The sequence below is a fragment of the Mycobacterium sp. NGS64 genome (genome assembly GCF_059812245.1).
This window is the reverse complement of the sequence record NZ_JCALCI010000001.1, coordinates 1,442,076-1,463,620: the sequence shown is the minus strand read 5'-3', so window position 1 is coordinate 1,463,620 and position 21,545 is coordinate 1,442,076. Positions and strand designations below refer to the sequence as shown.

At 68.5% G+C, this 21,545-nt stretch carries 19 protein-coding genes; 9 read left to right on the top strand and 10 right to left on the bottom strand.

What is annotated here, in order from left to right:
• Window positions 1-11: 11 nt before the first annotated feature.
• Window positions 12-986: a quinone oxidoreductase family protein gene (locus tag AC5Y4S_RS07310; RefSeq protein ID WP_500031480.1), complete on the top strand. Its 975-nt coding sequence runs from the start codon at window positions 12-14 to the stop codon at window positions 984-986.
• Between the two features lie 158 nt (window positions 987-1,144).
• Here AC5Y4S_RS07310 and AC5Y4S_RS07305 read toward each other — a convergent pair whose 3' ends face one another.
• Window positions 1,145-2,074, bottom strand: coding sequence for a heme o synthase (locus AC5Y4S_RS07305; protein WP_500031478.1), 930 nt, complete (start codon window positions 2,072-2,074; stop codon window positions 1,145-1,147).
• A gap of 253 nt (window positions 2,075-2,327) precedes the next feature.
• On the opposite strand from AC5Y4S_RS07305, the gene tkt reads away from it, so the two are divergent.
• From tkt to AC5Y4S_RS07275, 6 genes are read left to right on the top strand one after another with little or no spacing between them, the layout of a single operon-like run.
• Window positions 2,328-4,418: a transketolase gene (tkt, locus tag AC5Y4S_RS07300; protein WP_500031476.1), complete on the top strand. Its 2,091-nt coding sequence runs from the start codon at window positions 2,328-2,330 to the stop codon at window positions 4,416-4,418.
• 15 nt (window positions 4,419-4,433) lie between these two features.
• Window positions 4,434-5,555, top strand: a complete 1,122-nt coding sequence (tal, locus tag AC5Y4S_RS07295) for a transaldolase (protein WP_500031474.1) — start codon at window positions 4,434-4,436, stop codon at window positions 5,553-5,555.
• On the top strand, window positions 5,552-7,114 hold the full coding sequence (gene zwf / locus AC5Y4S_RS07290; protein WP_500031472.1) for a glucose-6-phosphate dehydrogenase: 1,563 nt from the start codon (window positions 5,552-5,554) through the stop codon (window positions 7,112-7,114). The genes tal and zwf overlap by 4 nt, the downstream gene beginning before the upstream one ends.
• Entirely contained in the window at window positions 7,111-8,022 is a 912-nt protein-coding gene (opcA, locus tag AC5Y4S_RS07285) for a glucose-6-phosphate dehydrogenase assembly protein OpcA (protein ID WP_500031470.1), read from the top strand. Before zwf ends, opcA begins: the two co-directional genes overlap by 4 nt.
• Window positions 8,019-8,762 (top strand): 6-phosphogluconolactonase, encoded by a 744-nt coding sequence (pgl, locus tag AC5Y4S_RS07280; RefSeq protein ID WP_500031468.1) that lies wholly within the window; start codon window positions 8,019-8,021, stop codon window positions 8,760-8,762. Before opcA ends, pgl begins: the two co-directional genes overlap by 4 nt.
• Before the next feature lie 15 nt (window positions 8,763-8,777).
• Window positions 8,778-9,167: an ATPase gene (locus tag AC5Y4S_RS07275; protein WP_500031466.1), complete on the top strand. Its 390-nt coding sequence runs from the start codon at window positions 8,778-8,780 to the stop codon at window positions 9,165-9,167.
• 2 nt (window positions 9,168-9,169) lie between these two features.
• On the opposite strand, the gene AC5Y4S_RS07270 is transcribed toward AC5Y4S_RS07275, so the two are convergent.
• The 6 genes from AC5Y4S_RS07270 to gap form a co-directional block, all read right to left on the bottom strand.
• A complete protein-coding gene (locus AC5Y4S_RS07270; RefSeq protein WP_500031464.1) occupies window positions 9,170-9,961 on the bottom strand; it encodes a DUF1206 domain-containing protein in 792 nt (263 codons plus the stop codon).
• Window positions 9,962-9,977: 16 nt separating this feature from the next.
• Window positions 9,978-12,785 carry a phosphoenolpyruvate carboxylase gene (ppc, locus tag AC5Y4S_RS07265; RefSeq protein WP_500031460.1) on the bottom strand — a complete coding sequence of 936 codons (2,808 nt, stop codon included), beginning with the start codon at window positions 12,783-12,785 and terminating at the stop codon, window positions 9,978-9,980.
• A 153-nt stretch (window positions 12,786-12,938) separates the two neighbouring features.
• The gene (secG, locus tag AC5Y4S_RS07260; protein WP_066929551.1) at window positions 12,939-13,172 is read right to left on the bottom strand and encodes a preprotein translocase subunit SecG; all 234 of its coding nucleotides are present in this window, start codon (window positions 13,170-13,172) and stop codon (window positions 12,939-12,941) included.
• A gap of 30 nt (window positions 13,173-13,202) precedes the next feature.
• Window positions 13,203-13,988 carry a triose-phosphate isomerase gene (gene tpiA / locus AC5Y4S_RS07255; RefSeq protein ID WP_500031458.1) on the bottom strand — a complete coding sequence of 262 codons (786 nt, stop codon included), beginning with the start codon at window positions 13,986-13,988 and terminating at the stop codon, window positions 13,203-13,205.
• Between the two features lie 8 nt (window positions 13,989-13,996).
• Window positions 13,997-15,220 carry a phosphoglycerate kinase gene (locus tag AC5Y4S_RS07250; RefSeq protein ID WP_500031456.1) on the bottom strand — a complete coding sequence of 408 codons (1,224 nt, stop codon included), beginning with the start codon at window positions 15,218-15,220 and terminating at the stop codon, window positions 13,997-13,999.
• Between the two features lie 3 nt (window positions 15,221-15,223).
• Window positions 15,224-16,243, bottom strand: a complete 1,020-nt coding sequence (gene gap, locus AC5Y4S_RS07245) for a type I glyceraldehyde-3-phosphate dehydrogenase (protein ID WP_500031454.1) — start codon at window positions 16,241-16,243, stop codon at window positions 15,224-15,226.
• Window positions 16,244-16,510: 267 nt separating this feature from the next.
• Between gap and AC5Y4S_RS07240 the strand changes: the two genes are divergently transcribed.
• Window positions 16,511-17,221, top strand: coding sequence for a beta-xylosidase (locus tag AC5Y4S_RS07240; protein WP_500031452.1), 711 nt, complete (start codon window positions 16,511-16,513; stop codon window positions 17,219-17,221).
• A 67-nt stretch (window positions 17,222-17,288) separates the two neighbouring features.
• On the opposite strand, the gene AC5Y4S_RS07235 is transcribed toward AC5Y4S_RS07240, so the two are convergent.
• From AC5Y4S_RS07235 to AC5Y4S_RS07225, 3 genes are all read right to left on the bottom strand, one after another.
• Window positions 17,289-18,149 (bottom strand): L,D-transpeptidase, encoded by an 861-nt coding sequence (locus AC5Y4S_RS07235; RefSeq protein WP_500031450.1) that lies wholly within the window; start codon window positions 18,147-18,149, stop codon window positions 17,289-17,291.
• 102 nt (window positions 18,150-18,251) lie between these two features.
• Entirely contained in the window at window positions 18,252-19,970 is a 1,719-nt protein-coding gene (locus tag AC5Y4S_RS07230) for a DUF3556 domain-containing protein (RefSeq protein WP_500031448.1), read from the bottom strand.
• A gap of 140 nt (window positions 19,971-20,110) precedes the next feature.
• Window positions 20,111-20,530, bottom strand: a complete 420-nt coding sequence (locus tag AC5Y4S_RS07225) for a hypothetical protein (protein WP_500031446.1) — start codon at window positions 20,528-20,530, stop codon at window positions 20,111-20,113.
• Between the two features lie 190 nt (window positions 20,531-20,720).
• Between AC5Y4S_RS07225 and AC5Y4S_RS07220 the strand changes: the two genes are divergently transcribed.
• Complete coding sequence (locus tag AC5Y4S_RS07220; RefSeq protein WP_500031444.1) at window positions 20,721-21,530, top strand: 1-acyl-sn-glycerol-3-phosphate acyltransferase; 810 nt, start codon at window positions 20,721-20,723, stop codon at window positions 21,528-21,530.
• The last annotated feature ends 15 nt before the right edge of the window (window positions 21,531-21,545 follow it).

The window sequence follows — 21,545 nt, the reverse complement described above, 5'->3', positions numbered from 1 at the left end:
ATGATATCCACATGCACGCAATCGAAGTCAGCGAAACCGGTGGTCCCGAAGTCCTGCGCTATGTCGACGTCCCCGAGCCCACGCCCGGCCCAGGCGAACTTTTGATCAAGGCCGAGGCCATCGGCGTCAACTACATCGACACCTATTTCCGCTCCGGGCAGTACCCGCACGAGGTGCCGTTCGTCCTCGGCCAGGAGACCGCCGGCGCCGTCGTCGCCACGGGCGACGGGGTCGACGATTTCAGTGAGGGTGACCGGGTGGGCACCGCCGCGGCCTCGGGCGCCTACGCCGAATTCGCCGTCGCCCCAGCGGCTTTGACCGCCAAGGTGCCCGACGGCGTGACGTCCGAGGTGGCCGCCTCGGTGATGCTGAAGGGCCTGACCGCGCACTACCTGCTCACGTCGGTGTATCCGGTCAAAAGCGGGGACACCGTGCTGGTGCACGCGGGCGCGGGAGGGGTCGGGCTGATCCTGACCCAGTGGGCCACGCTGCTCGGGGCGCGCGTCATCACCACCGTCTCCACGCCGGAGAAGGAGCGGATGTCCAAGGAGGCCGGCGCCGCCGAGGTGCTCTCCTACCCCGACGACCCGGACGAATTCGCCCAGAAGATCCGCGAATTGACGGGGGGCGAAGGGGTGGCCGCGGTGTACGACGGCGTCGGCGCGACGACCTTCGACGCCAGCCTGGCCAGCCTGGCCGTCCGGGGCACCCTCGCGCTGTTCGGCGCCGCCAGCGGACCCGTCCCGCCGTTCGACCCGCAGCGCCTCAACGCCGCGGGGTCGGTGTTCTTGACCCGGCCGTCACTGGCGCACTTCATCCGCACCGGCGACGAGTTCCATTGGCGCGCAGGCGAACTGTTCGACGCGATCGCCAGCGGCGGCATCACCATCGAGGTGGGCGGCCGCTACCCGCTCGCCGAAGCGGCGCGCGCACACCAGGACCTGCAGGGCCGCAAGACGACGGGCTCGATCGTGCTGCTGCCGTAACGGTTTCGGCGCACCTTTCACAGCGGCCCCAAAAGGGAAGGGGTCGACGTTTTGCCCGCCTCGCAGCGACACCTCTTCCACCACAAAGGTTGTCGCTGTGAGGCGGGCACAAAGGATGCCGCCTCGCGGAGGGACGGGTGAGGCGGCTGTGACCGGTGCTACAGCAGCGTCGGCAGCGCGACGACGGAGTCGACCGCCAGCGCGCAGAACACCACCGCCAGATAGTTGTTCGACTGCAGGAACAGCCGCAGCGGCTTGACTGGCTCGCCGGCGCGCACGCCGGCGTACAGCTGATGCGCCATGGCCAGGAACCACACCCCGGCCAGCAGCGCGACCGCCGCATACAGCCAGCCGGTGGCCAGCGCCAGCGCCAGCGTCGCGAGCACGGTCAGCCAGGTGTAGATCAGGATCTGCTTGGTGACCTGGCGCTCGGTCGCCACCGCGGGCAGCATCGGGACGCCGGCCGCCTTGTAGTCGTCCTTGTACCGCATGGCCAAGGCCCAGGTGTGCGGCGGCGTCCAGAAGAAGATGATCGCGAACATCACCAACGCCGGCCAGGAGATGGTGCCGGTGACCGCGGACCAGCCGATCATCACCGGCATGCAACCCGCCGCCCCGCCCCACACGACGTTTTGCGAGGTGCGGCGCTTGAGCAGCAGCGTGTAGACGAACACGTAGAACGCAATGGTGGCCACGGCCAGCAGCCCGGACAGCAGGTTGGTCGTCCGCCAGAGCCAGAAGAACGAACCCACGCTGAGCACCAGCCCCAGGACCAGGGCGTTACGCGTCGGCACCGCGGCGCGCGCCAACGGCCTGCGCGCAGTGCGCTTCATCACCTTGTCGATGTCGGCGTCGGCCACGCAGTTGAGCGTGTTGGCGCCGCCGGCAGCCAGCATCCCGCCGATCAGCGTGTTAAGGATCAGCAGCGGGTTCACGGTGCCGCGGTGGGCGAGCAGCATCGCCGGGATCGCGGTGACGAGCAGCAACTCGATGACCCGCGGCTTGGTGAGCGCCAGGTACGCCAGGACCGTGCCTTGTACCCGGCCCGGTGCCTCTCGACTCGGCGCGACGCGCCCGCGAACGCTCACGCAATAACTCCTCGGGGTCGCAGCAGCGCGCAGCATCTACTACGCACGATGGTAGACCGCGTGCCGGCGGCCGCCTGCCCGGAGGGTCCGAAAGGGATTCTTCCGAGAATTCCGAACTGATTGCAAAGCCCAGGCAACGGGAGCGTAATTTTCACAGCGGCCGGCGTTGGGTACCCGAAACTCTGCACTGCAGGAGCCGGCACTCCCGCATTAGGGTAGGCAATATCAGCTTGATGACCCAAGGACTGAGGCTGTGACGACACTCGAAGAGATCTCCACGCTGACCCAACCGCACCTGCCCGACGACTGGACCGAGATCGATTCGGCTGCCGTCGACACGATCCGGGTGCTGGCCGCCGACGCGGTCCAAAAAGTCGGCAACGGCCATCCCGGGACGGCGATGAGCCTGGCCCCGCTGGCCTACACCCTGTTTCAGCGCACGATGCGCCACGACCCCAGCGACACCTACTGGCTGGGTCGTGACCGGTTCGTGCTGTCGGCCGGGCACAGCAGCCTGACGCTGTACCTGCAGCTGTACCTCGGCGGGTTCGGCCTGGAGCTGTCGGACATCGAGTCGTTGCGCACGTGGGGATCCAAAACGCCCGGGCACCCGGAGTTCCGGCACACGAAGGGCGTCGAGATCACCACCGGCCCGCTCGGTCAGGGCCTGGCGTCCTCGGTCGGGATGGCGATGGCGTCGCGCTACGAGCGCGGCCTGTTCGACCCGGACGCCGAGCCGGGCACCAGCCCGTTCGACCACTTCATCTTCGTGATCGCCTCCGATGGCGACATCGAGGAGGGAGTGACGTCCGAGGCGTCGTCGCTGGCCGCCGTGCAGCAGCTGGGCAACCTGATCGTGTTCTACGACCACAACCAGATCTCCATCGAGGATGACACCAACATCGCGCTGTGCGAGGACACCGCCGCGCGCTACGAGGCCTACGGCTGGCACGTGCAGCGGGTGGAAGGCGGCGAGAACGTCGTCGGCATCGAGGAGGCCATTGCCAACGCCAAGGCCGTCACCGATCGGCCGTCGTTCATCGAGCTGCGCACCATCATCGGCTACCCGGCACCCAAGCTGATGAACACCGGGAAGGCGCACGGCGCCGCCCTCGGCGACGAAGAGGTCGCGGCCGTCAAGAAGATCCTGGGCTTCGACCCGGATAAGAACTTCGATGTGCGCGACGAGGTGCTCGCCCACACCCGCAAGTTGGTGGACCGGGGCAAGGAAGCACACGAAAAGTGGCAACCCGAATTCGACGCCTGGGCGCAGCGCGAACCCGAACGCAAAGCGCTGCTGGACCGGCTGACCGCCGAGAAGCTGCCCGACGGCTGGGACGCCGACATCCCGACCTGGACCCCGGAGGACAAGCCGTTGGCCACCCGCGCGGCGTCCGGCAAGGTGCTGAACGCGGTGGGGCCGAAACTGCCCGAGCTGTGGGGCGGTTCGGCCGACCTGGCGGGCAGTAACAACACCACCATGGACAACGTCAAATCGTTTGGGCCCCCGTCGATTTCGACGAAGGACTACACCGCCGACTGGTACGGTCGCACGCTGCACTTCGGCGTTCGCGAACACGCGATGGGCGCCATCCTGTCCGGCATCGTGCTGCACGGCCCCACCCGCGCCTACGGCGGCACCTTCCTCCAGTTCTCCGACTACATGCGCCCGGCCGTGCGCCTGGCGTCGCTGATGAACATCGACACCATCTACGTGTGGACGCACGATTCGATCGGGCTGGGCGAGGACGGCCCGACGCACCAGCCGATCGAGCACCTGGCCGCGCTGCGCGCCATCCCCCACCTGTCGGTGGTGCGCCCGGCCGACGCCAACGAGACCGCGTACGCGTGGCGCACGATCCTGGCCCGCGGCAACGGCAGCGGCCCGGTCGGCCTGATCCTGACCCGCCAGGGCGTGCCGGTGCTCGAGGGCACCAACTTCGAGGGAGTCGGGCGCGGCGGCTACATCCTCGGTGATGACGGCGGCGACGAGCCGGACGTCGTGCTGATCGCCACGGGCTCCGAGGTTCAGCTCGCCGTCGAGGCGCGAAACCTGCTGGCGGACTCCGACATCGTGGCGCGGGTGGTGTCCATGCCGTGCGTTGAGTGGTTCGAGTCGCAGCCCGAGGAGTACCGCGACAGCGTGCTGCCCCCGTCGGTGTCGGCGCGGGTGGCCGTCGAGGCCGGGGTCGCGCAGTCCTGGCACAAGCTCGTCGGCGACACCGGTCGCATCGTGTCGATCGAGCACTACGGCGAATCCGCCGATTACAAGACTTTGTTCCGTGAGTTCGGCTTTACGGCCGAAGCCGTCGCGGCGGCCGCGGAGCAGGTAGTCGATAACTGAGAAAGGGTGATTCATATGGCCAGTCAGAACCCCAACCTCGCGGCGTTGAGCGCAGCCGGGGTGTCCGTTTGGCTGGATGACTTGTCGCGCGAGCGGCTGCAGTCGGGCAACCTGCAGGAGCTGATCGACACCAAAAGCGTTGTCGGCGTGACCACCAACCCCTCGATCTTCCAGAAGGCGCTCGCCGACAGCGACACCTACGACGAGCAGATCTCCGAGTTGGCCGATCGCGGCGCCGACGTGGACGCCACCATTCGCACGGTCACCACCGACGACGTCCGCAACGCGTGCGACGTGCTGCGGCCGCAGTGGGAGGCCTCCGACGGCGTCGACGGCCGGGTGTCCATCGAGGTCGACCCGCGACTCGCCGCCGAGACCGACAAGACCACCGCGCAGGCGGTCGAGCTGTGGAAGATCGTCGACCGACCCAACTTGTTCATCAAGATCCCGGCGACCAAGGCCGGCATTCCGGCCATCACTTCCGTTCTGGCGGAGGGGATTTCGGTCAACGTCACGCTGATCTTCTCCGTGGAGCGGCACCGCCAGGTGATGGACGCCTACCTGGCCGGGCTGGAGAAGGCCCGCGAGGCCGGGCACGACCTGTCCAAGATCCATTCGGTGGCTTCGTTCTTCGTCTCCCGGGTGGACACCGAGGTCGACAAGCGGCTGGAGAAGATCGGCTCCGAAGACGCGCTCGCGCTGCGGGGCAAGGCCGGCGTCGCCAACGCCCGCTTGGCGTACGCCGCCTACGAAGAGGTCTTCAAGGGCGGCGATCGCTACAAGTCGCTGAAGGCCGACGGGGCCCGCGTGCAGCGGCCGCTGTGGGCGTCGACGGGGGTCAAGAACCCCGACTACTCCGACACCCTCTACGTCACCGAGCTGGTCGCGCCGAACACGGTTAACACCATGCCGGAGAAGACGATCGACGCCGTCGCCGATCACGGTGAAATCAAGGGCGACACCGTCAGCGGCACCGCATCGGCCGCTCAGGATGTGTTCGACAAGCTGGCCGCGGTCGGCGTCGACCTGACCGACGTGTTCGTGGTGCTGGAGAACGAAGGCGTGGAAAAGTTCGTGGAGTCCTGGACCGAGCTGTTGGACGAGACGCAGAAGCAACTCGATTCCCTCGGCAAATGAGCCCGGCGGGCTCGAAGGCGGGCTCCCGCGACGCCGCGCAGTGGCGAAACCCGTTGCGGGACAAGCAGGACAAGCGGCTGCCCCGGATCGCCGGCCCGTGCGGCATGGTGATCTTCGGGGTCACCGGCGACCTGGCCCGCAAGAAGGTGATGCCGGCCATCTACGACCTGGCCAACCGCGGGTTGCTGCCGCCGACCTTCTCGCTGGTGGGTTTCGCCCGCCGGGATTGGCAGACGCAGGATTTCCGCAAGGTGGTCTACCAGGCCGTCAAGGAGCACTGCCGCACGCCGTTCCGGGAGGAGAACTGGGAGCGCCTGGCCGAGGGATTCCGTTTCGTGCCGGGCGCTTTCGATGACGACGAGGCGTTCGCCCGGCTCGCCGAGACGCTGGAGAAGCTCGACGCCGAGCGCGGCACCGGCGGCAACCACGCCTTCTACCTGGCGATCCCCCCGAACGCCTTCCCGGTGGTGTGCGAGCAGCTGCACAGGTCCGGCCTGGCCCGCCCGCAGGGCGACCGGTGGAGCCGGGTCGTCATCGAAAAGCCGTTCGGCCACGACCTGGATAGCGCCCGCGAGCTGAACAAAACCGTCAACGCCGTCTTCCCGGAGGAGGCGGTGTTCCGCATCGACCACTACCTGGGCAAGGAGACGGTCCGCAACATCCTCGCGCTGCGGTTCGCTAACCAGCTGTTCGACCCGATCTGGAACGCCCACTACGTCGACCATGTGCAGATCACCATGGCCGAGGACATCGGGCTGGGTGGCCGGGCCGGCTACTACGACGGCATCGGCGCCGCCCGCGACGTCATCCAGAACCACCTCATGCAGCTGCTGGCGCTGACCGCGATGGAGGAGCCGGTGAGCTTCAATCCGGCTGCGCTGCAAACCGAGAAGATCAAGGTGCTCTCGGCGACGCAGCTCGCCGAACCGCTCGACGAGACCACCAGCCGCGGCCAATACACCGGCGGCTGGCAGGGCGGCGAGAAGGTCGTCGGGCTGCTCGACGAGGAGGGGTTTTCCAAGGACTCCACCACGGAGACGTTCGCCGCGATCACGCTCGAGGTCGACACCCGCCGCTGGGCCGGCGTGCCGTTCTACCTGCGAACCGGAAAACGCCTGGGCCGCAGGGTAACCGAGATCGCCTTGGTCTTCAAGCGCGCACCGCACCTGCCGTTCGACGCGACCATGACCGACGAGCTGGGCGCCAACGCGATGGTCATCCGGGTGCAGCCCGACGAGGGCACCACCCTGCGGTTCGGCTCCAAGGTGCCGGGCACCGCCATGGAAGTCCGCGACGTCAACATGGACTTCTCCTATGGATCGGCATTCGCCGAGGAATCGCCGGAGGCCTACGAGCAGCTCATCCTCGACGTGCTGCTCGGTGAGCCATCCCTGTTCCCCGTCAACGAGGAAGTCGAATTGGCCTGGGAGATCCTCGATCCCGTCCTCGAGAACTGGGCTTCGCACGGCAAGCCCGACCCCTACGAGGCCGGCACCTGGGGCCCGGAATCGGCGTTCGAGATGCTGCGCCGCACCGGCAGGGAATGGCGGCGGCCGTGATTGTCGACCTACCCGACACGACCACCACCGCGGTCAACAAGAAACTGAGCGAGCTGCGCGAAAAGGCCGGCGCCGTCACGATGGGGCGGGTGCTGACGCTGCTCGTCGCGCCCGACAGCGAGGAAGTGCTGGAGGAATCGCTCAAGGCGGCCAACGACGCCAGCCACGAGCACCCGAGCCGCATCATCGTCACGATGCGGGGCGACCCGTACGCCGACCAACCGCGGCTGGACGCCCAGCTGCGCTCCGGCGGCGACACCGGCGCCAGCGAGGTGGTGATCCTCAACCTGTCCGGGCCGCTGTCGGGCCACGCCGCCAGCGTGGTCATCCCGTTCTTGCTGCCCGACATCCCCGTCGTGGCGTGGTGGCCCGACATCGCCCCGGAGAAGCCGGCGCAGGACCCGTTGGGCAAGTTGGCAATCCGGCGCATCACCGACGCCACCAACGGCATCGACCCGTTGTCGGCGATCAAGAGCCGCCTGCCCGGGTACAGCGCCGGCGACACCGACCTGTGCTGGGCGCGCATCACCTACTGGCGGGCGCTGCTGACCTCCGCCGTGGACCAGCCGCCGCACGAACCGATCGAGTCGGCGGTGGTTTCCGGCCTCCAGACCGAGCCAGCGCTCGACATCCTGGCGGGCTGGCTGGCCAGCCGCATCGACGGTCCGGTGCGTCGGGCGGTCGGTGAGCTCAAAGTCGAGCTGACACGCCCGAGCGAGACCATCACCCTCAGCCGGCCCCAGGAGGGCAGGACCGCCACCCTGAGCCGGACGGCGCGCCCGGACGCCCTGGTTCCGTTGGCGCGCAGGGAAACCGGTGAATGCCTGGCCGAGGACCTGCGGCGGCTGGACGCCGACGAGGTATACCGAACAGCGCTGGAGGGGATCAAGAAGGTGCAGTACGTATGAGCCCGACCGTCGAAGTTTTCAAGGACGGCGACGCCCTCGTCGAGGCCGCGGGCGGACGGCTGGTCAAGACCATCCAGGACGCCGCGGCGGCGCGGGGCCGGGCCCTGATCGTGCTGACCGGCGGCGGCAACGGCATCGGGCTGCTGCGCTACCTCGCCACCCGTCGTGACCAGGTCGACTGGTCCAAGGTGCACCTGTTCTGGGGCGACGAGCGCTACGTGCCGGAGGACGACGACGAGCGCAACGACAAGCAGGCGCGGGAGGCCCTGCTCGATCACGTCGACATCCCGTCGAGCCAGGTGCACACGATGCCGGCCAGCGACGGCGAATTCGGCGCGGATCTCGCCGCCGCGGCGCTGGCCTACGAACAACTGTTGGCCGCCAACGCCGAACCCGGCCAGCCGGTGCCGAATTTCGACGTCCACCTGCTGGGAATGGGGCCGGAGGGCCACATCAATTCCCTCTTCCCGGACACCCCGGCCGTGCGCGAGACCAGCCGCATGGTGGTCGGCGTCGAGGACTCCCCCAAACCGCCGCCGCAGCGAATCACGTTGACGCTGCCCGCTATTCGGCGTTCCCGCGAGGTGTGGCTGATGGTGTCCGGGGCGGGCAAGGCCGAGGCGGCGGCCGCCGCAATCGGTGGCGCCCCGCCGGCGTCGGTGCCGGCCGCCGGGGCCGTCGGCCTCGAGACCACGCTCTGGCTGCTCGACCAGGAGGCCGCGTCCAAGCTTCCCGGCTAACCGGTCGGGGTAATAATGGCCCTCATGGCAGACCGAACCGCGCGCGGGGGGCCCGAGCGAAGCCGGATCAAAACCCTCACCCAGGCGGCGCTGAACGCCGACAAGACCGTCGAACAGGTCGAGGACGTGCTCGACGGCCTGAGCACCACGATGCGGGAGCTGAACAGCTCGCTCACCAACCTCAACGCCACGGTCGAACGGATGGAGGCCGGGCTGGATCACCTCGACGGCACCCTCGCCAGCCTCGACGACCTGGCCAAGCGGCTGATCGTGCTGGTCGAGCCCGTGGAGGCCATCGTCGCCCGGATCGACGACATGGTGAAGGTGGGCGAGACGATGATGTCGCCGCTGTCGATCACCGAGCATGCCGTGCGCGGCGTGCTGGACCGGCTGCGCAACCGCTAGCCCTACATCTTGGTGGACCGGGCCATCACGAAGCTGTACAGGCCGTAGGTGATGATCCCCGCGCCGGCCGCGATCAACAACGCCGCCCCGTAGGGCTGGGCCCCGAGGGTCTTCAGCGCCCCGTCGAGTCCGGTGGCCTTCTTCGGTTCGGAGCGGCAGGCGGCGACGACGACCAACGCCCCGGTGCCGGCGATCACCACGCCCTTCGCCACATAGCCGGCGGCGCCGAGGCGTCGCACCAGGCGACCCGACTTGCCCTTGAGGTCGCCGACGAAATTGCGGCTGGCGCCCTTGTAGACGTGATAGCACCCGACCACCACGATGAGCACGCCGCAGGCGATGAGCGCGAGCGTGCCGGCGGTGGTGTGCATCAGGCGCGCGCTGATGCTCGAATTCTGTTGATCGGCCGGCCTGCCCGCGCCCCGGGCGTACCCGCACGCCGAGTAGGCGAAGGCGAGGTAGACGGCCGCGAGTCCGAACGCCTTGACCCGGTCCCACACTCCCGGCGACGAGCGCTCGGCTTCGCGGTCGCTCGACCGGCCGAGGGCCGTCTCGACGAGCCGCCAAAGGCCCATGGCCAACAGCGCGGCCGCGGCGATCCACAGCGCAAGCGGGCCACCCGGTTTGGCCGCCAACGTCGCCAGGGCACCGGTCTGGTCGGCGGTGCCGCCGTCGCCGCACGCGACCCGGATGGCTAGATAGCCGACGATCAGGTGCAGCAGCCCGTTCACCACGTACCCGGCGCGGGCGATTCGCTCGAACACGCCGTTCTGGGCCACTTGCGCCGGTTCCATGGCACGGGGATGCCCGTCAGCCGCTGTTACGTAACGCGCTCGCCAGACCGTTCATCGTCAGCAGGATGCCGCGCTGCACCAATTCGTCGTCGTCGCCGGAGCGGTAGCGGCGAAGCAGCTCGACCTGCAGGTGGTTGAGCGGCTCCAGATACGGGAAGCGGTTGAACACCGAACGGGCCAGCGCCGGGTTGTCGGCGAGCAGGTCGTCCTGACCGGTGATGAGCTTGTGCATGGCGATGGTGCGCCGGTGCTCGTCGGCGATCTTGTCGAACACCCTGTGCCGCAACGATTCGTCGGCCACCAGCTCGGCGTAGCGGGCCGCCAGGCCCAGATCGCTCTTGGACAGCACCTGCGCCATGTTCGAGAGCACGCTGGCAAAGAACGGCCACCGCTCGTACAGATCGTGCAGGATCGCCACCCGCTCGGTTTCGCTCTCGGGGCCCGCCGCGATCCACTGCTCGAACGCCGCGCCGGTGCCATACCAGCCCGGCAGCATCACCCGCGACTGGCTCCAGGCCAACACCCACGGGATGGCACGCAGGTCGGAGATGGATTCGGTGGGCTTGCGCGAGGTCGGCCGGCTGCCGATGTTCAGCGACCCGATCTCGCTGACGGGCGTGGACGCCTTGAAGTACTCGACGAATCCCGGTGTCTCGTGCACCAATTCGGCGTAGGCGCGGTGCGCCAGCGCGGCCACCTCGTCGAGCACCGCGTAGGCCGGTTCCGCGGCGTCGCCGAGGCCCTCCACGTCGAGCAGCGTCGACTCCACGGTGGCCGCCACCAGGCTCTCCAGGTTGCGCCGGGCCAGTTGCGGTTCGGCGTATTTGGCGGCGATCACCTCGCCCTGCTCGGTGAGGCGCAGTGAGCCGTTCACCGCGCCGGGCGGCTGCGCCAGGATCGCCTGGTAGCTGGGGCCGCCGCCGCGGCCGACGGTGCCGCCGCGACCGTGGAAGAGCCGCAATCGGATTCCGGTCTTGCGGGCGACCTCGACGAGGGTGAGCTCGGCGCGGTAGACGGCCCAGTTGGCGGCCAGGTAGCCGCCGTCCTTGTTGGAGTCGGAGTAGCCCAGCATCACCTCCTGGCAGCCGCCGCGGGCGTCCACCAGCGCCCGGTAGATGGGCAGATCCAGCATCGCCTGCAGGATCGACGCGCCATTGTGCAGATCGTCGATCGTCTCGAACAGCGGCGAAATGCCCAGGGGGCAATAGGGTTCCGGGCCGGACGCGTCCAGTAGCCCGGCCTCCTTCAACAGGATCGCGGCCTCCAGGACGTCGGACACCGACTGGCACATCGAGATGATGTAGTTGGGCACCGCCGCCGGTCCGTAGAGTTCGACGGCGCGGGCGGCGGCCGCGACGACGCCCAGCTCGCCACGGGCCAGGTCGGACAGCTGCGCGCGGTCGCCGACCAGCGGCCGGCGGGTCGCGAGCTCCCCCGCCAGCAGCGCGACCCGCTCGTCTTCGGCCAGCGAGCCGTAGTCGGGATGCACCCCGGCCCAGGCCAGCAGCTCGGCGACCACCTCCTCGTGCACGTCGGAGTTCTGCCGCATGTCCAGGCCGGATAGGTGAAACCCGAAGACGTGCACGCTTTCTCGAAGCCGGGCCAGCCGATCGTCGGCCAGCAGCTCGGCGCCGTGCGTGCGCAGCGACGCGTCGATGACGTCCAGGTCGGCCCGCAGTTCCGCCGGAACGGAGTACGGCCGCAGGCCCAGGTCGAGCTCGTGCTGCGGCCGACGGTCCAGGATCTCGGTGCCGGTCGCGGTGAGGCGGGCCCGGATCACCCGCAGCGCGCGTCGGTACGGCTCGTCGGCGCGGGCGCTCTCGTTGCCGCCGTCGGCCAGGGCGGTCAATTCGGGCGTGACCGTGATCAGCCGCGCCGACATCGACAGCTCCTGTTCGAGCTCGATCAGCTCGGCCAGGTAGTGCGCCAGGGCGGTGAACGCGGCGCTGCCGGTGGCCCGCCGCACGACGTCGCCGGTGACGTTCGGGTTGCCGTCGCGGTCGCCGCCGATCCAGGAGCCGGGTTGCAGGATGGGCGCCGAAAGCAGGTCGGCGTCGGGCCAGCGCGCGCGCAGCGCCTCCCGAATCTCGGCGTTGACCTGCGGGATCACCTTGAACAGCGCGGCCGGGTAATACCGCAGGCCCACGTCGATCTCGTCGGTGATCTGCAGCCGGGACAGCCGGATCAGCGCGGTCTGCCACAGCGTGAGGACCTGGCGGCGCAACTCGAGCTCGATGTTGCGGCCGTCGTCGGTCTCGGTGTGCCCGGCGGCGCGCAGCCGCATCAATTCGGTGATGCGGTGCTGGGTGACGAACACGGTGCGCCGGCGGGTCTCGGTGGGATGGGCGGTGATCACCGGGGACACCAGGGCGCCCCGCAGCGCGTCGGCCACCGTGGCCGAATCGAGCTCTGCCCGATCGAGTTTCGCGTACGTCGCGGCCAGGCTGCTGTCCTGCGGCGGCTCGCCGGCGGCGACGTGGACGTCGCGGCGGCGTTCCCGGTGGATGTCTTCGGCGACGTTGGCCAGCAGCGCGAAGTGGCTGAACGCCCGGATGATCGGGATGGCCTGGTGGATGTCGATGCCGTCGAACATCCGGGCCAAGTCGGCCCGGTCGATCTCGGAGCGCCGCACCCGGAAGGACTCCACCCGCGCGCGTTCCACGAGCTCGAACACCTCGTCGCCGTTCTGCTCGCGCACGGTGTCGCCGAGAATGGTGCCCAGCAGCCTGATGTCGGCGCGCATCGGCTCGGTCGCCTCGCGGCCGACCCGGGTGCGTTGGACGGCACCGATCGGTTCCAGCGCGATGTCGGAAGCCTCAGCCATGCGTCCCAGTATCGAGGCGGATCGCCCGGCCCGCCCGTCGAGCGGTCAGCGGTGTAGGCGTCAGTCGCGGCCGAGTGTGCAATTTACGACGCATTATCGGCGTGTCGCGTCGTAAATTTCACGCTCGGCAGGGCGACGGTGCGGATGGAGCGTTCAGCGGTACTTGATCAGCAGGGCCATGCCGATGATGCACACCAGCCAGATGCCGACGATGAACACCGTCAGCCGGTCGAGGTTCTTCTCCACGACCGTCGACCCGGACAGGCTCGACTGCACGCCGCCGCCGAACAGCGTCGACAGGCCGCCACCCTTGGCGCGGTGCAGCAGCACCAGCAGCACCACCAGGATGCTCGTGACGACCAGGGTGATCTGCAGGGCCAATTGCATGATGTGCAGCTTACCGGCGGGGCGCCGGCGTCACGGCAGGGGCCCGCCGGCGGCGATCGCCGCCAGGGTCGCGAACTGCTCGCCGTCCAGCGATGCGCCGCCGACCAGCCCGCCGTCGACGTCGTCCTGAGCGACGAGGTCGCCGACGTTCTTGGCGTTCATCGAGCCGCCATAGAGCACCCGCACGGTTTCGGCGACCTTTGACGAGGCGAGGGACGCCAACTCTTTGCGGATCGCCGCACACACCTCCTGGGCGTCGGCGGAGCTGGCTACCCGGCCGGTGCCGATCGCCCAGACCGGCTCGTAGGCGATCACCACGTTGGCGATCTGCTCGGCCGACAGCCCGGCCAGCGAGCCGCGCAGCTGGTTTTCGCAGTAACTGACGTGCTCACCCGCCTCCCGGGTCTCCAGGTGCTCGCCGATGCACACGATCGGGGTGAGTTCGTGCTTGAGCGCGGCGGCGGCCTTGGCGGCCACCAGCGCGTCGTCCTCGTGGTGGTAGGTGCGCCGCTCGGAGTGGCCGACGACCGCGAACTGGCAGCCCAGCTTGGCCAGGAAGGCGCCGCTGATGTCGCCGGTGTAGGCGCCCGAGTCGTGCGGGGACAGGTCCTGGGCGCCGTAGGTCAGCCGCAGCTTGTCGCCGTCGACCAGGGTCTGCACGCTGCGCAGGTCGGTGAACGGCGGGAGCACCGTGACGTCGACCTTGTCGTAGTACTTGTCCGGCAGCGCGAACGCGATCTTTTGCACGAGGGCGATCGCCTCGAAGTGATTGAGGTTCATCTTCCAGTTGCCGGCGATCAGTGGCTTGCGGCTCACGAGTCTCCTTAGCTTGGCTGGGGGCTGGCAAGCACCTCGATGCCCGGCAGCGTCTTGCCCTCCAGGTATTCCAGGGACGCTCCCCCGCCGGTCGAGATGTGCGAGAAGTCACCCTCGGGGATGCCGAGCGCACGCACCGCGGCCGCGGAGTCGCCGCCGCCCACCACGCTGAAGGCGCCCTTGCCGGTGGCCGCGGCGACGGCCTCGGCCACGCCCTTGGTTCCGGCGGCGAACGCCGGGAACTCGAACACCCCCATCGGGCCATTCCAGAAGACGGTCTCGGCGTTGGACAGCAGCGTGGTGAACCGCCGGACCGACTCGGGCCCGATGTCCAGGCCCATCTTGTCCTGCGGAATGCGTTCCGCCGCAACGGTTTCCGGCGGTGAATCGGCGGCGAACTTTTCCGCCACCACGATGTCCACCGGAAGGTGCAGCACGTCGGCGTAGGTCTCGCACAGCCGGCGACAGGTGTCGACCATGTCGGGCTCAAGCAGCGACGTGCCAACCGAAAGGCCATACGCGGCAAGGAAGGTGAAGCACATGCCGCCACCGATGACGATGCTGTCGGCCTTGGTCGCCAGCGACTCGATCACGCCGAGCTTGTCGGACACCTTCGACCCGCCGAGCACCACCGCGTAGGGGCGCTTGGTCGAGCTGGTCAGCTGCTCGAGGACGCGGATCTCCTCGGCCACCAGGGTGCCCGCGTAGTGCGGCAGCAGGGTGGCGACGTCGTAGACGGAGGCCTGCTTGCGGTGCACGACACCGAAGCCGTCGGAGACGAAAGCGCCCTCCGGCCCGACCAATTCGGCAAGCTGCCGGGCCAGCGCCAAGCGCTCGCCATCGTCCTTGCTGGTTTCGCGCGGGTCGAAGCGAATGTTTTCCAGCAGCAGGATGTCACCGTCGGTCAGGCCCTCGGCGCGGGCAAGCGCATCGGTGCCGACGACATCACCGGCCAGCTGCACGTGCCGCCCGAGCTGGTCGCCGAGCGCGGCGCCGACCGGCGCCAGCGACAGCGTCGGGTCGGCGCCGTTCTTGGGACGACCCAGATGGGCGGTGACCACGACCTTGGCGCCGGCCTCGAGCAGCGCCTGCAGCGTCGGCACCGACGCGGTGATGCGGCCGGCGTCGGTGATGGTCCCGTCATCCAGGGGGACGTTCAGGTCGGAGCGCACCAGCACGCCGCGACCCGAAACCCCCTCGGCCAGAAGGTCTTCGAGAGTGGGGATGCTCACGGTTTACAGCGACTTGCCGACCAGTGCGACGAGGTCAACGAGGCGGTTGGAGTAGCCCCATTCGTTGTCGTACCAGGACACCACCTTGGCCTGGTTGTCGATGACCTTGGTCAGCCCGGAGTCAAAGATCGAGCTGTGCGGGTCGGTGACGATGTCGGACGACACGATCGGGGCGTCGTAGTACTTCAGGATGCCCTTGAGCCGGCCCTCCGCAGCGGCCTTGAACGCGGCGTTGATGTCCTCGGCGCCGGCGGCTTTGGCCAGCTCCACGGTCAGGTCGGTCACCGAGCCGGTCGGGATCGGCACCCGCAGCGCGTACCCGTCCAGCTTGCCCTTCAGCTCGGGCATCACCAGCCCGATCGCCTTGGCCGCCCCGGTCGAGGTCGGCACGATGTTCAGCGCCGCCGCCCGGGCCCGACGCAGGTCCTTGTGCGGGCCGTCCTGCAGGTTCTGATCCTGGGTGTAGGCGTGGATGGTCGTCATCAAGCCCTTGACGATGCCGAACTCGTCCTGCAAGACCTTGGTCACCGGCGCGAGGCAGTTCGTCGTGCAGGAGGCGTTGGAGATGATGTTCTGGCTGCCGTCGTAGCGGTCGTCGTTGACGCCCAACACGATGGTGATGTCGGGATCGGTGGCCGGCGCGGAGATGATCACCTTCTTGGCCCCGGCCTCCAAATGGCCTTTCGCCTTGGCCGCGTTGGTGAACAGCCCGGTGGATTCCACCACCACGTCGACGCCGAGGTCGCTCCACGGCATCGCCGCGGGACCCTCGCGCACCTCGAGTGCCTTGATCCGCCGAGTGCCCACCACGATGGTGTCCTCACCCTCGAGGCTCACGTCGTCGGGCAACCGGCCCAGGATCGAGTCGAATTTGAGCAAATGCGCCAACGTGGCGTTGTCGGTGATGTCATTGACCGCCACCACCTCGACATCGGCCGTGCCCTGCTCCTGCTGGGCCAGCAACGCCCGGTAGAAATTGCGTCCGATTCGGCCGAAGCCGTTGATACCCACTCGGACCGTCACTTGATCTCTCCCTGTCTTCTGATGTCTTCGGCGAGTCCGCTGATTACGCGCTCGCCGTCAGCCTAGATCAGTGACGCGCACCACCGCTTGCCGGTCACAGCGAACACCCGCGATAACCGGAGCGTGTCTGGTTCGTATCGGTTCGATAAGCCCCGGAATCGTCGCGTGTGCAATAGCACCGGGGGGTCATACATTCGACACGGCTGCGGGACAGCTATGCGGTTCTGCTGCCGCATTGGATAGCGAACGCTAAAGGAGTCGACGTTGATGACGGGCTTTGATCGGTTCAACATCACAGTTGGTGCCATCGCTGGGCTGTGTGGGGCCGCCATAGCGTTGAGCCCGGATGCGGCAGCCACCCCGCTGAAGACCGGCGGCTACGCGTGCATCCAGGGTCAGTCCGGCGAGGTCGGTGCTCCGGCAGCCGGCGGTCCGGCGGGCGCGGCGGGACCACTGGCCGGGGGCGCGCCGCTGGCCGGCGCACCCGAAGCGGGCGGCACACCGGTGAGCGGGCCGGGAGGGGGCGCGCCGGCACCCGGCGGGCCGGCACCGGCCGCCACCGTATGCACGTCCAGCGCCCCGCTCACCGACATGTCCGGCGTACCGATCGTGGCGCCCGGGCCGGTCCCGGTGGTCCCGGCCGGTGCCCCGCTGATCGCTCTCGGGCCGCCGGTGCCGGCTGGTGCGCCGGTCCCGGTGGGTGCGCCGGTCCCGGTCGGTGCCCCCGTGCCCGTCGGCGCCCCGGTGCCGCTGGGTGCGCCGGTCCCCGTGGGTGCCCCCATCCCGGTGGGTGCGCCGGTCCCGGTGGTGCCCGTCGGCGCTCCGCTGATTGCGCTCGCCGGTGGTCCGCTGGACGCCGCCGCCCCGGCCGCCCCGATCATCGACATGTCCGGGACCGGCAAGGGCGCGCCGACCGGTCCGGCGCCCGCCGGCGGCCCGGCCCCCGGCCAGCCGACCGCGCCCGGGCCCGCGCGCTGACGCGGATCCCCTTCCCAGTTACGAACAAACCCGCCGGGCCAAGCCCGGCGGGTTTGTTCATCAGTTGTCAGCTGGGTGGGGCCTCCCACAGCAGCGGGGGCTGCGGCCGTGGCGGTGGCTGGCGCCGTGGCGAGTCCTCCACGATCACCGGGTCGCCGACGTGGACGGTGTTGTAGTACCACTCGGCGTCCTCGGGGCTCAGGCTGATGCAGCCGTGGCTGACATTCTCCAGGCCCATCGCGTTGACCGCCCACGGGGCCGAATGGACGAAGAGGCCGTGGCCGGTGATGCGCACGGCGTAGTCCACCGGGATCCGGTATCCGTCGGGGTCGTCGACGGGGATGCCGACGCTGCTCGAGTCCATGATCACCGTGCGGTCCTTGGACAGGACGGTGTAGGAGCCGACCGGAGTCGGGTACTCGGGCCTGCCCATCGAGGCCGGCAGCACGCCCGCCTCCCCCCAGTGGGGACGGTGGTGCGGCGCGGGCAGCGGTCCCGACTCGACGCCGTCAACGGTCACCGTGAAGGTGTGGTCGGCGATGTTGGCAGTCCCGACGACGGCGGGACCCGTGGCGAATTCCGTGGGCCGTCCGCCCACCGAGAGCGCGACCGTGCTGTGCGCCGGCCAGTAGTGGTCGGGAACCCACTGCACGACCTCGTTGTCGAGCCATTCGAACCTGCCGGTCATCGGGGGGGCCGATGTGACCCGGACGGCGCGCTCGGCCGCGCGCCGGTTGGCGACGGGAGTGCTGAACGTCACCACCACGGGGTGCGCCACCCCGACCACCTCGCCGCGCGCGGGTGACACCGACGCGACGGCGGATCCATCCGGCCAGGTGGCTGCGGCCAGGCGGATGTCGGTCGGCCCGGTGGCCACGCTCGCAGCGACAGCGCTCACCGCAAGAACACACCGAACGACCGCTCGCATGGCTCCAGTCCCTGTTTAACTGACATGGTTGTAATAGCCATGGTACGGGCGCCGTGAACAGCGGAAGTGCAAGGGCGCGTTAGCGATTCGATCAAGCCTGAGTCACGTTTCGGCTACGGCGCGCGTCGTGACGTGGACCGGGAACTCGTCACCGGGCTCGGGCCATGGCTGGCGGGTCAGCATGTCTGCGACGTCGACGTAACCGGCCTCGATCACGCCCGCCTTGGCGTCGAGGATGCGGTACCACTGCTTTTGGATGTGGATCGGTTGGCCCTCGAGCACGATGACTCGGACGTCACCCTCCTCGAACCGGCAGCGCCGTTGCACCGCCTCGAGCAGCTGCTCGTTGTGCAGGTGGCCCTCGCCGAAGTTCCAGCCGACCAACGGCCCGGCGACGACTTCGCCCTCACGGATGCTGTATTCGGCCTCGTTGTTGATCGCGCGGGGCAACAGGCCGTTGAGCGCCCGGCCATGCGTGTGCATCGCCCGGAACGCCGCCACCTTGTCCGACATCACCTCGGCGGTCCCGGCGCCGTACAGCTTGGCCAGCTGATTCACCACGAGCGCAGAGCTTTTCACGATGTCGGCTTCGATCTTGTCCTCGGCGCCCGCGCGGAAACACCAGACGCTGGTGGCCCAATTGCCCGCGTAGTAGCGCATCGCGGGCAGAAACGAAATCTTTTCGGGGAACATGTTTCCCGCGATCACTACGGCCACCGCGACGAGGATGAGGGCGAGCAGCAGCGGGGACCGAAGGTCGGTGGCGCGGATCGCGCCGTAGTGCCCGAACAGATAGAACAGCGAGAAGATGAAGAACACGTTCCACTCCAACGGAACTCCCATCGGGAGGTTCGAAATGATGTTGAGGTGGAAGATCACCATGAACCCGATGAGGAACCACCGCCATGGCTGATCGCCGGCTACGAACACCAGAACCGTCGGGACGACGAATTCCGCCGTGGTGCCACCGACGTGAGCCATCATCTTCGGCAACCACGAGGGCCGCAGGTCGTTGACATGGTCGAGGTACAGCGCGCGCTTGAAGGGGCTGAACAGCTTGGGCCGCAGCAGCGCGTTGTTGCTCGTCATCACCGACACGACGTACGGAAAGTGGTGGTTGAGCTTGGAGGTCGCCGCCCCCCACCACAGGCACAGCATGATGAGCTTGTAGGCCGCGATCTGGTCGGTGAACGGGAAGAAGAACACGAACAGCTTCAGCCAATAGTGTTCGCCGCGGGCCGCGAGGAAGATTGTCTTGTCACGCAGACCCAGCACGGCCAGCGCCACGATCGTGGGCAGCACCCGGACGGGGTCGATCAGCGGGCCGGGCGCCAGCAGCGCCCACACACCGCCGGCCAACACCACGGCATAGAGGGCGACGTCGACGACGGTGCGGGTATCCCCGCGGGTGAACGGCACCTTGCCGGGCCACGCCGGCAGCCGAATCGTGTTGGGCCGCAACCAATATAGGAATCCACCGACCGGCGGCATGAACCGCCCGGTCAGCGGGCCCGACCCGCAGCCGAGGCCCAGCACCTCGAACAACAGCGTGAAGACGATGAACTTCTGGTACACGATCGGCTGGGTCCACCACTCGCCGATGCGGCCCAGCCCGCCCAGGCCGGGGGTCAGCGAGATGATCGCCGCCGCGATCGCGACGTACAAGGCGATCTTGAACAGGTACAGCAGATAGACCGCATACGGGGTGCCGAAGCCGTGTTCCGCCCAGTGCCGGGTCACGATCTGCAGTCGCGCTGCCCGGGGCCGCGCCAGCCACGTGTCGGGGTCGACGTCCGGAAGTTCCGGTGACATGAATCCCATGGGCGGCCTCATTCCTGTCGCAGATGAAACCAGCTGTGCGAATACAATCTATCCGTAGCCTGTGAGGCAACGGTATGGGTCAGGCGAAAATCGCTGACGCGCAGCGTGATTGAGCCCTGAATGAGGCGGGGCGGCGGCCCCTAACGGGTGGCGGCTCGATTCGGGGGCGGGAATCGGCGCTGCAGCTTTTCGATCAGCCCGTCGAGGGTTTGGCGTTCCTGCTCCTCGAGGCGCGCCATCCGGCGGACGCTGGCGGCGCCTTCGGCATCGCCGGTGGCATCAGCGGTCGCGATCGCCTTCTGGTACTCCGCGAGCCGGTGCTCTATGTGGCGACGGTTCTGCACGAGCACCCGGCGGAAGTAGTCGGCCTGGCGGCGGTCGGCCGTCGCGGCTACCGCCGCCGGAGAATCCGGCCTGGCCACCGGTTGGCGGACGTTGACCGGGCCGGGGCGGACCGCACTGCTGCGGGGCCGGCGCCCGCGCCGGTCGCGAACGCCGTTCGACACGTGCCCAGCGATCGAGCGAGTACCGCGCTCATCGGACAATCCGGCGACGTCCATTTTCGCCTCTTTTCGCTGGGCAGGGTCATTGGCCACGTAACAATAGCCCCCTCATCGGGCCGGCGCCATAGGCATTGGCACTGGATACCTCCGTTGCAGGTTGGCTCAAACCGCCCTGGGGGTATTCGGTCGCTACCATCTAGGAACTCGACGCGGCAGTGCGGCCGCGCCGGCACCTCAAGGGAGAAATGTGACCGACACCGACAGCGCCGACATCGAGGACATCGACAAGTTCGATCCCGGTCTGACCCAGCGCGTGATGGGCGTGATGCGCCCGTTCCTGAAGACCTACTTCCGGTCCGAGGTGCACGGCTTGGATTCATTCCCGTCCGGCGGGGCGCTGGTGGTCGGCAACCACTCCGGCGGCATGTTCCCCATGGACGTCCCGATTTTCAGCGTCCACTTCTACGAGAAGTTCGGCTACGACCGGCCGGTGTACACGCTGAGCCACGACATCCTGATGACCGGCCCCACCGGGCAATTCTTCCGGCGCACCGGCTACATCCGCGCCAATAGGGAGAACGCGGCCAAGGCCCTGCGGTCCGGCGGCGTCGTGGTCGTCTTCCCCGGCGGTGACTACGATGCCTACCGGCCCACGCTGTCGGAGAATGTCATCGACTTCAACGGCCGCAAGGGATACGTCAGCACGGCGATCGAGGCCGGCGTGCCCATCGTTCCGGCGGTGTCCATCGGCGGACAGGAAACCCAGCTCTACCTCTCCCGCGGCACGTGGCTGGCCGAGCGGCTGGGCGTGAAACGCCTGCTGCGCAGCGCGATCCTGCCGCTGTCGTTCGGCTTCCCGTTCGGGTTCAGCGCCGTTATCCCGCCCAACGTGCCGCTGCCCACCAAGATCGTGACGCAGGTGCTCGAACCGATCGACATCGCCGCGCAGTTCGGCGACGACCCGGACGTCGACGAGGTCGACGAGCACGTGCGGTCGGTGATGCAGCAGGCCCTGCGTGACCTCGCCGCCAAGCGCCGTTTCCCGATCCTGGGCTGAGCCATGGCATCTCGA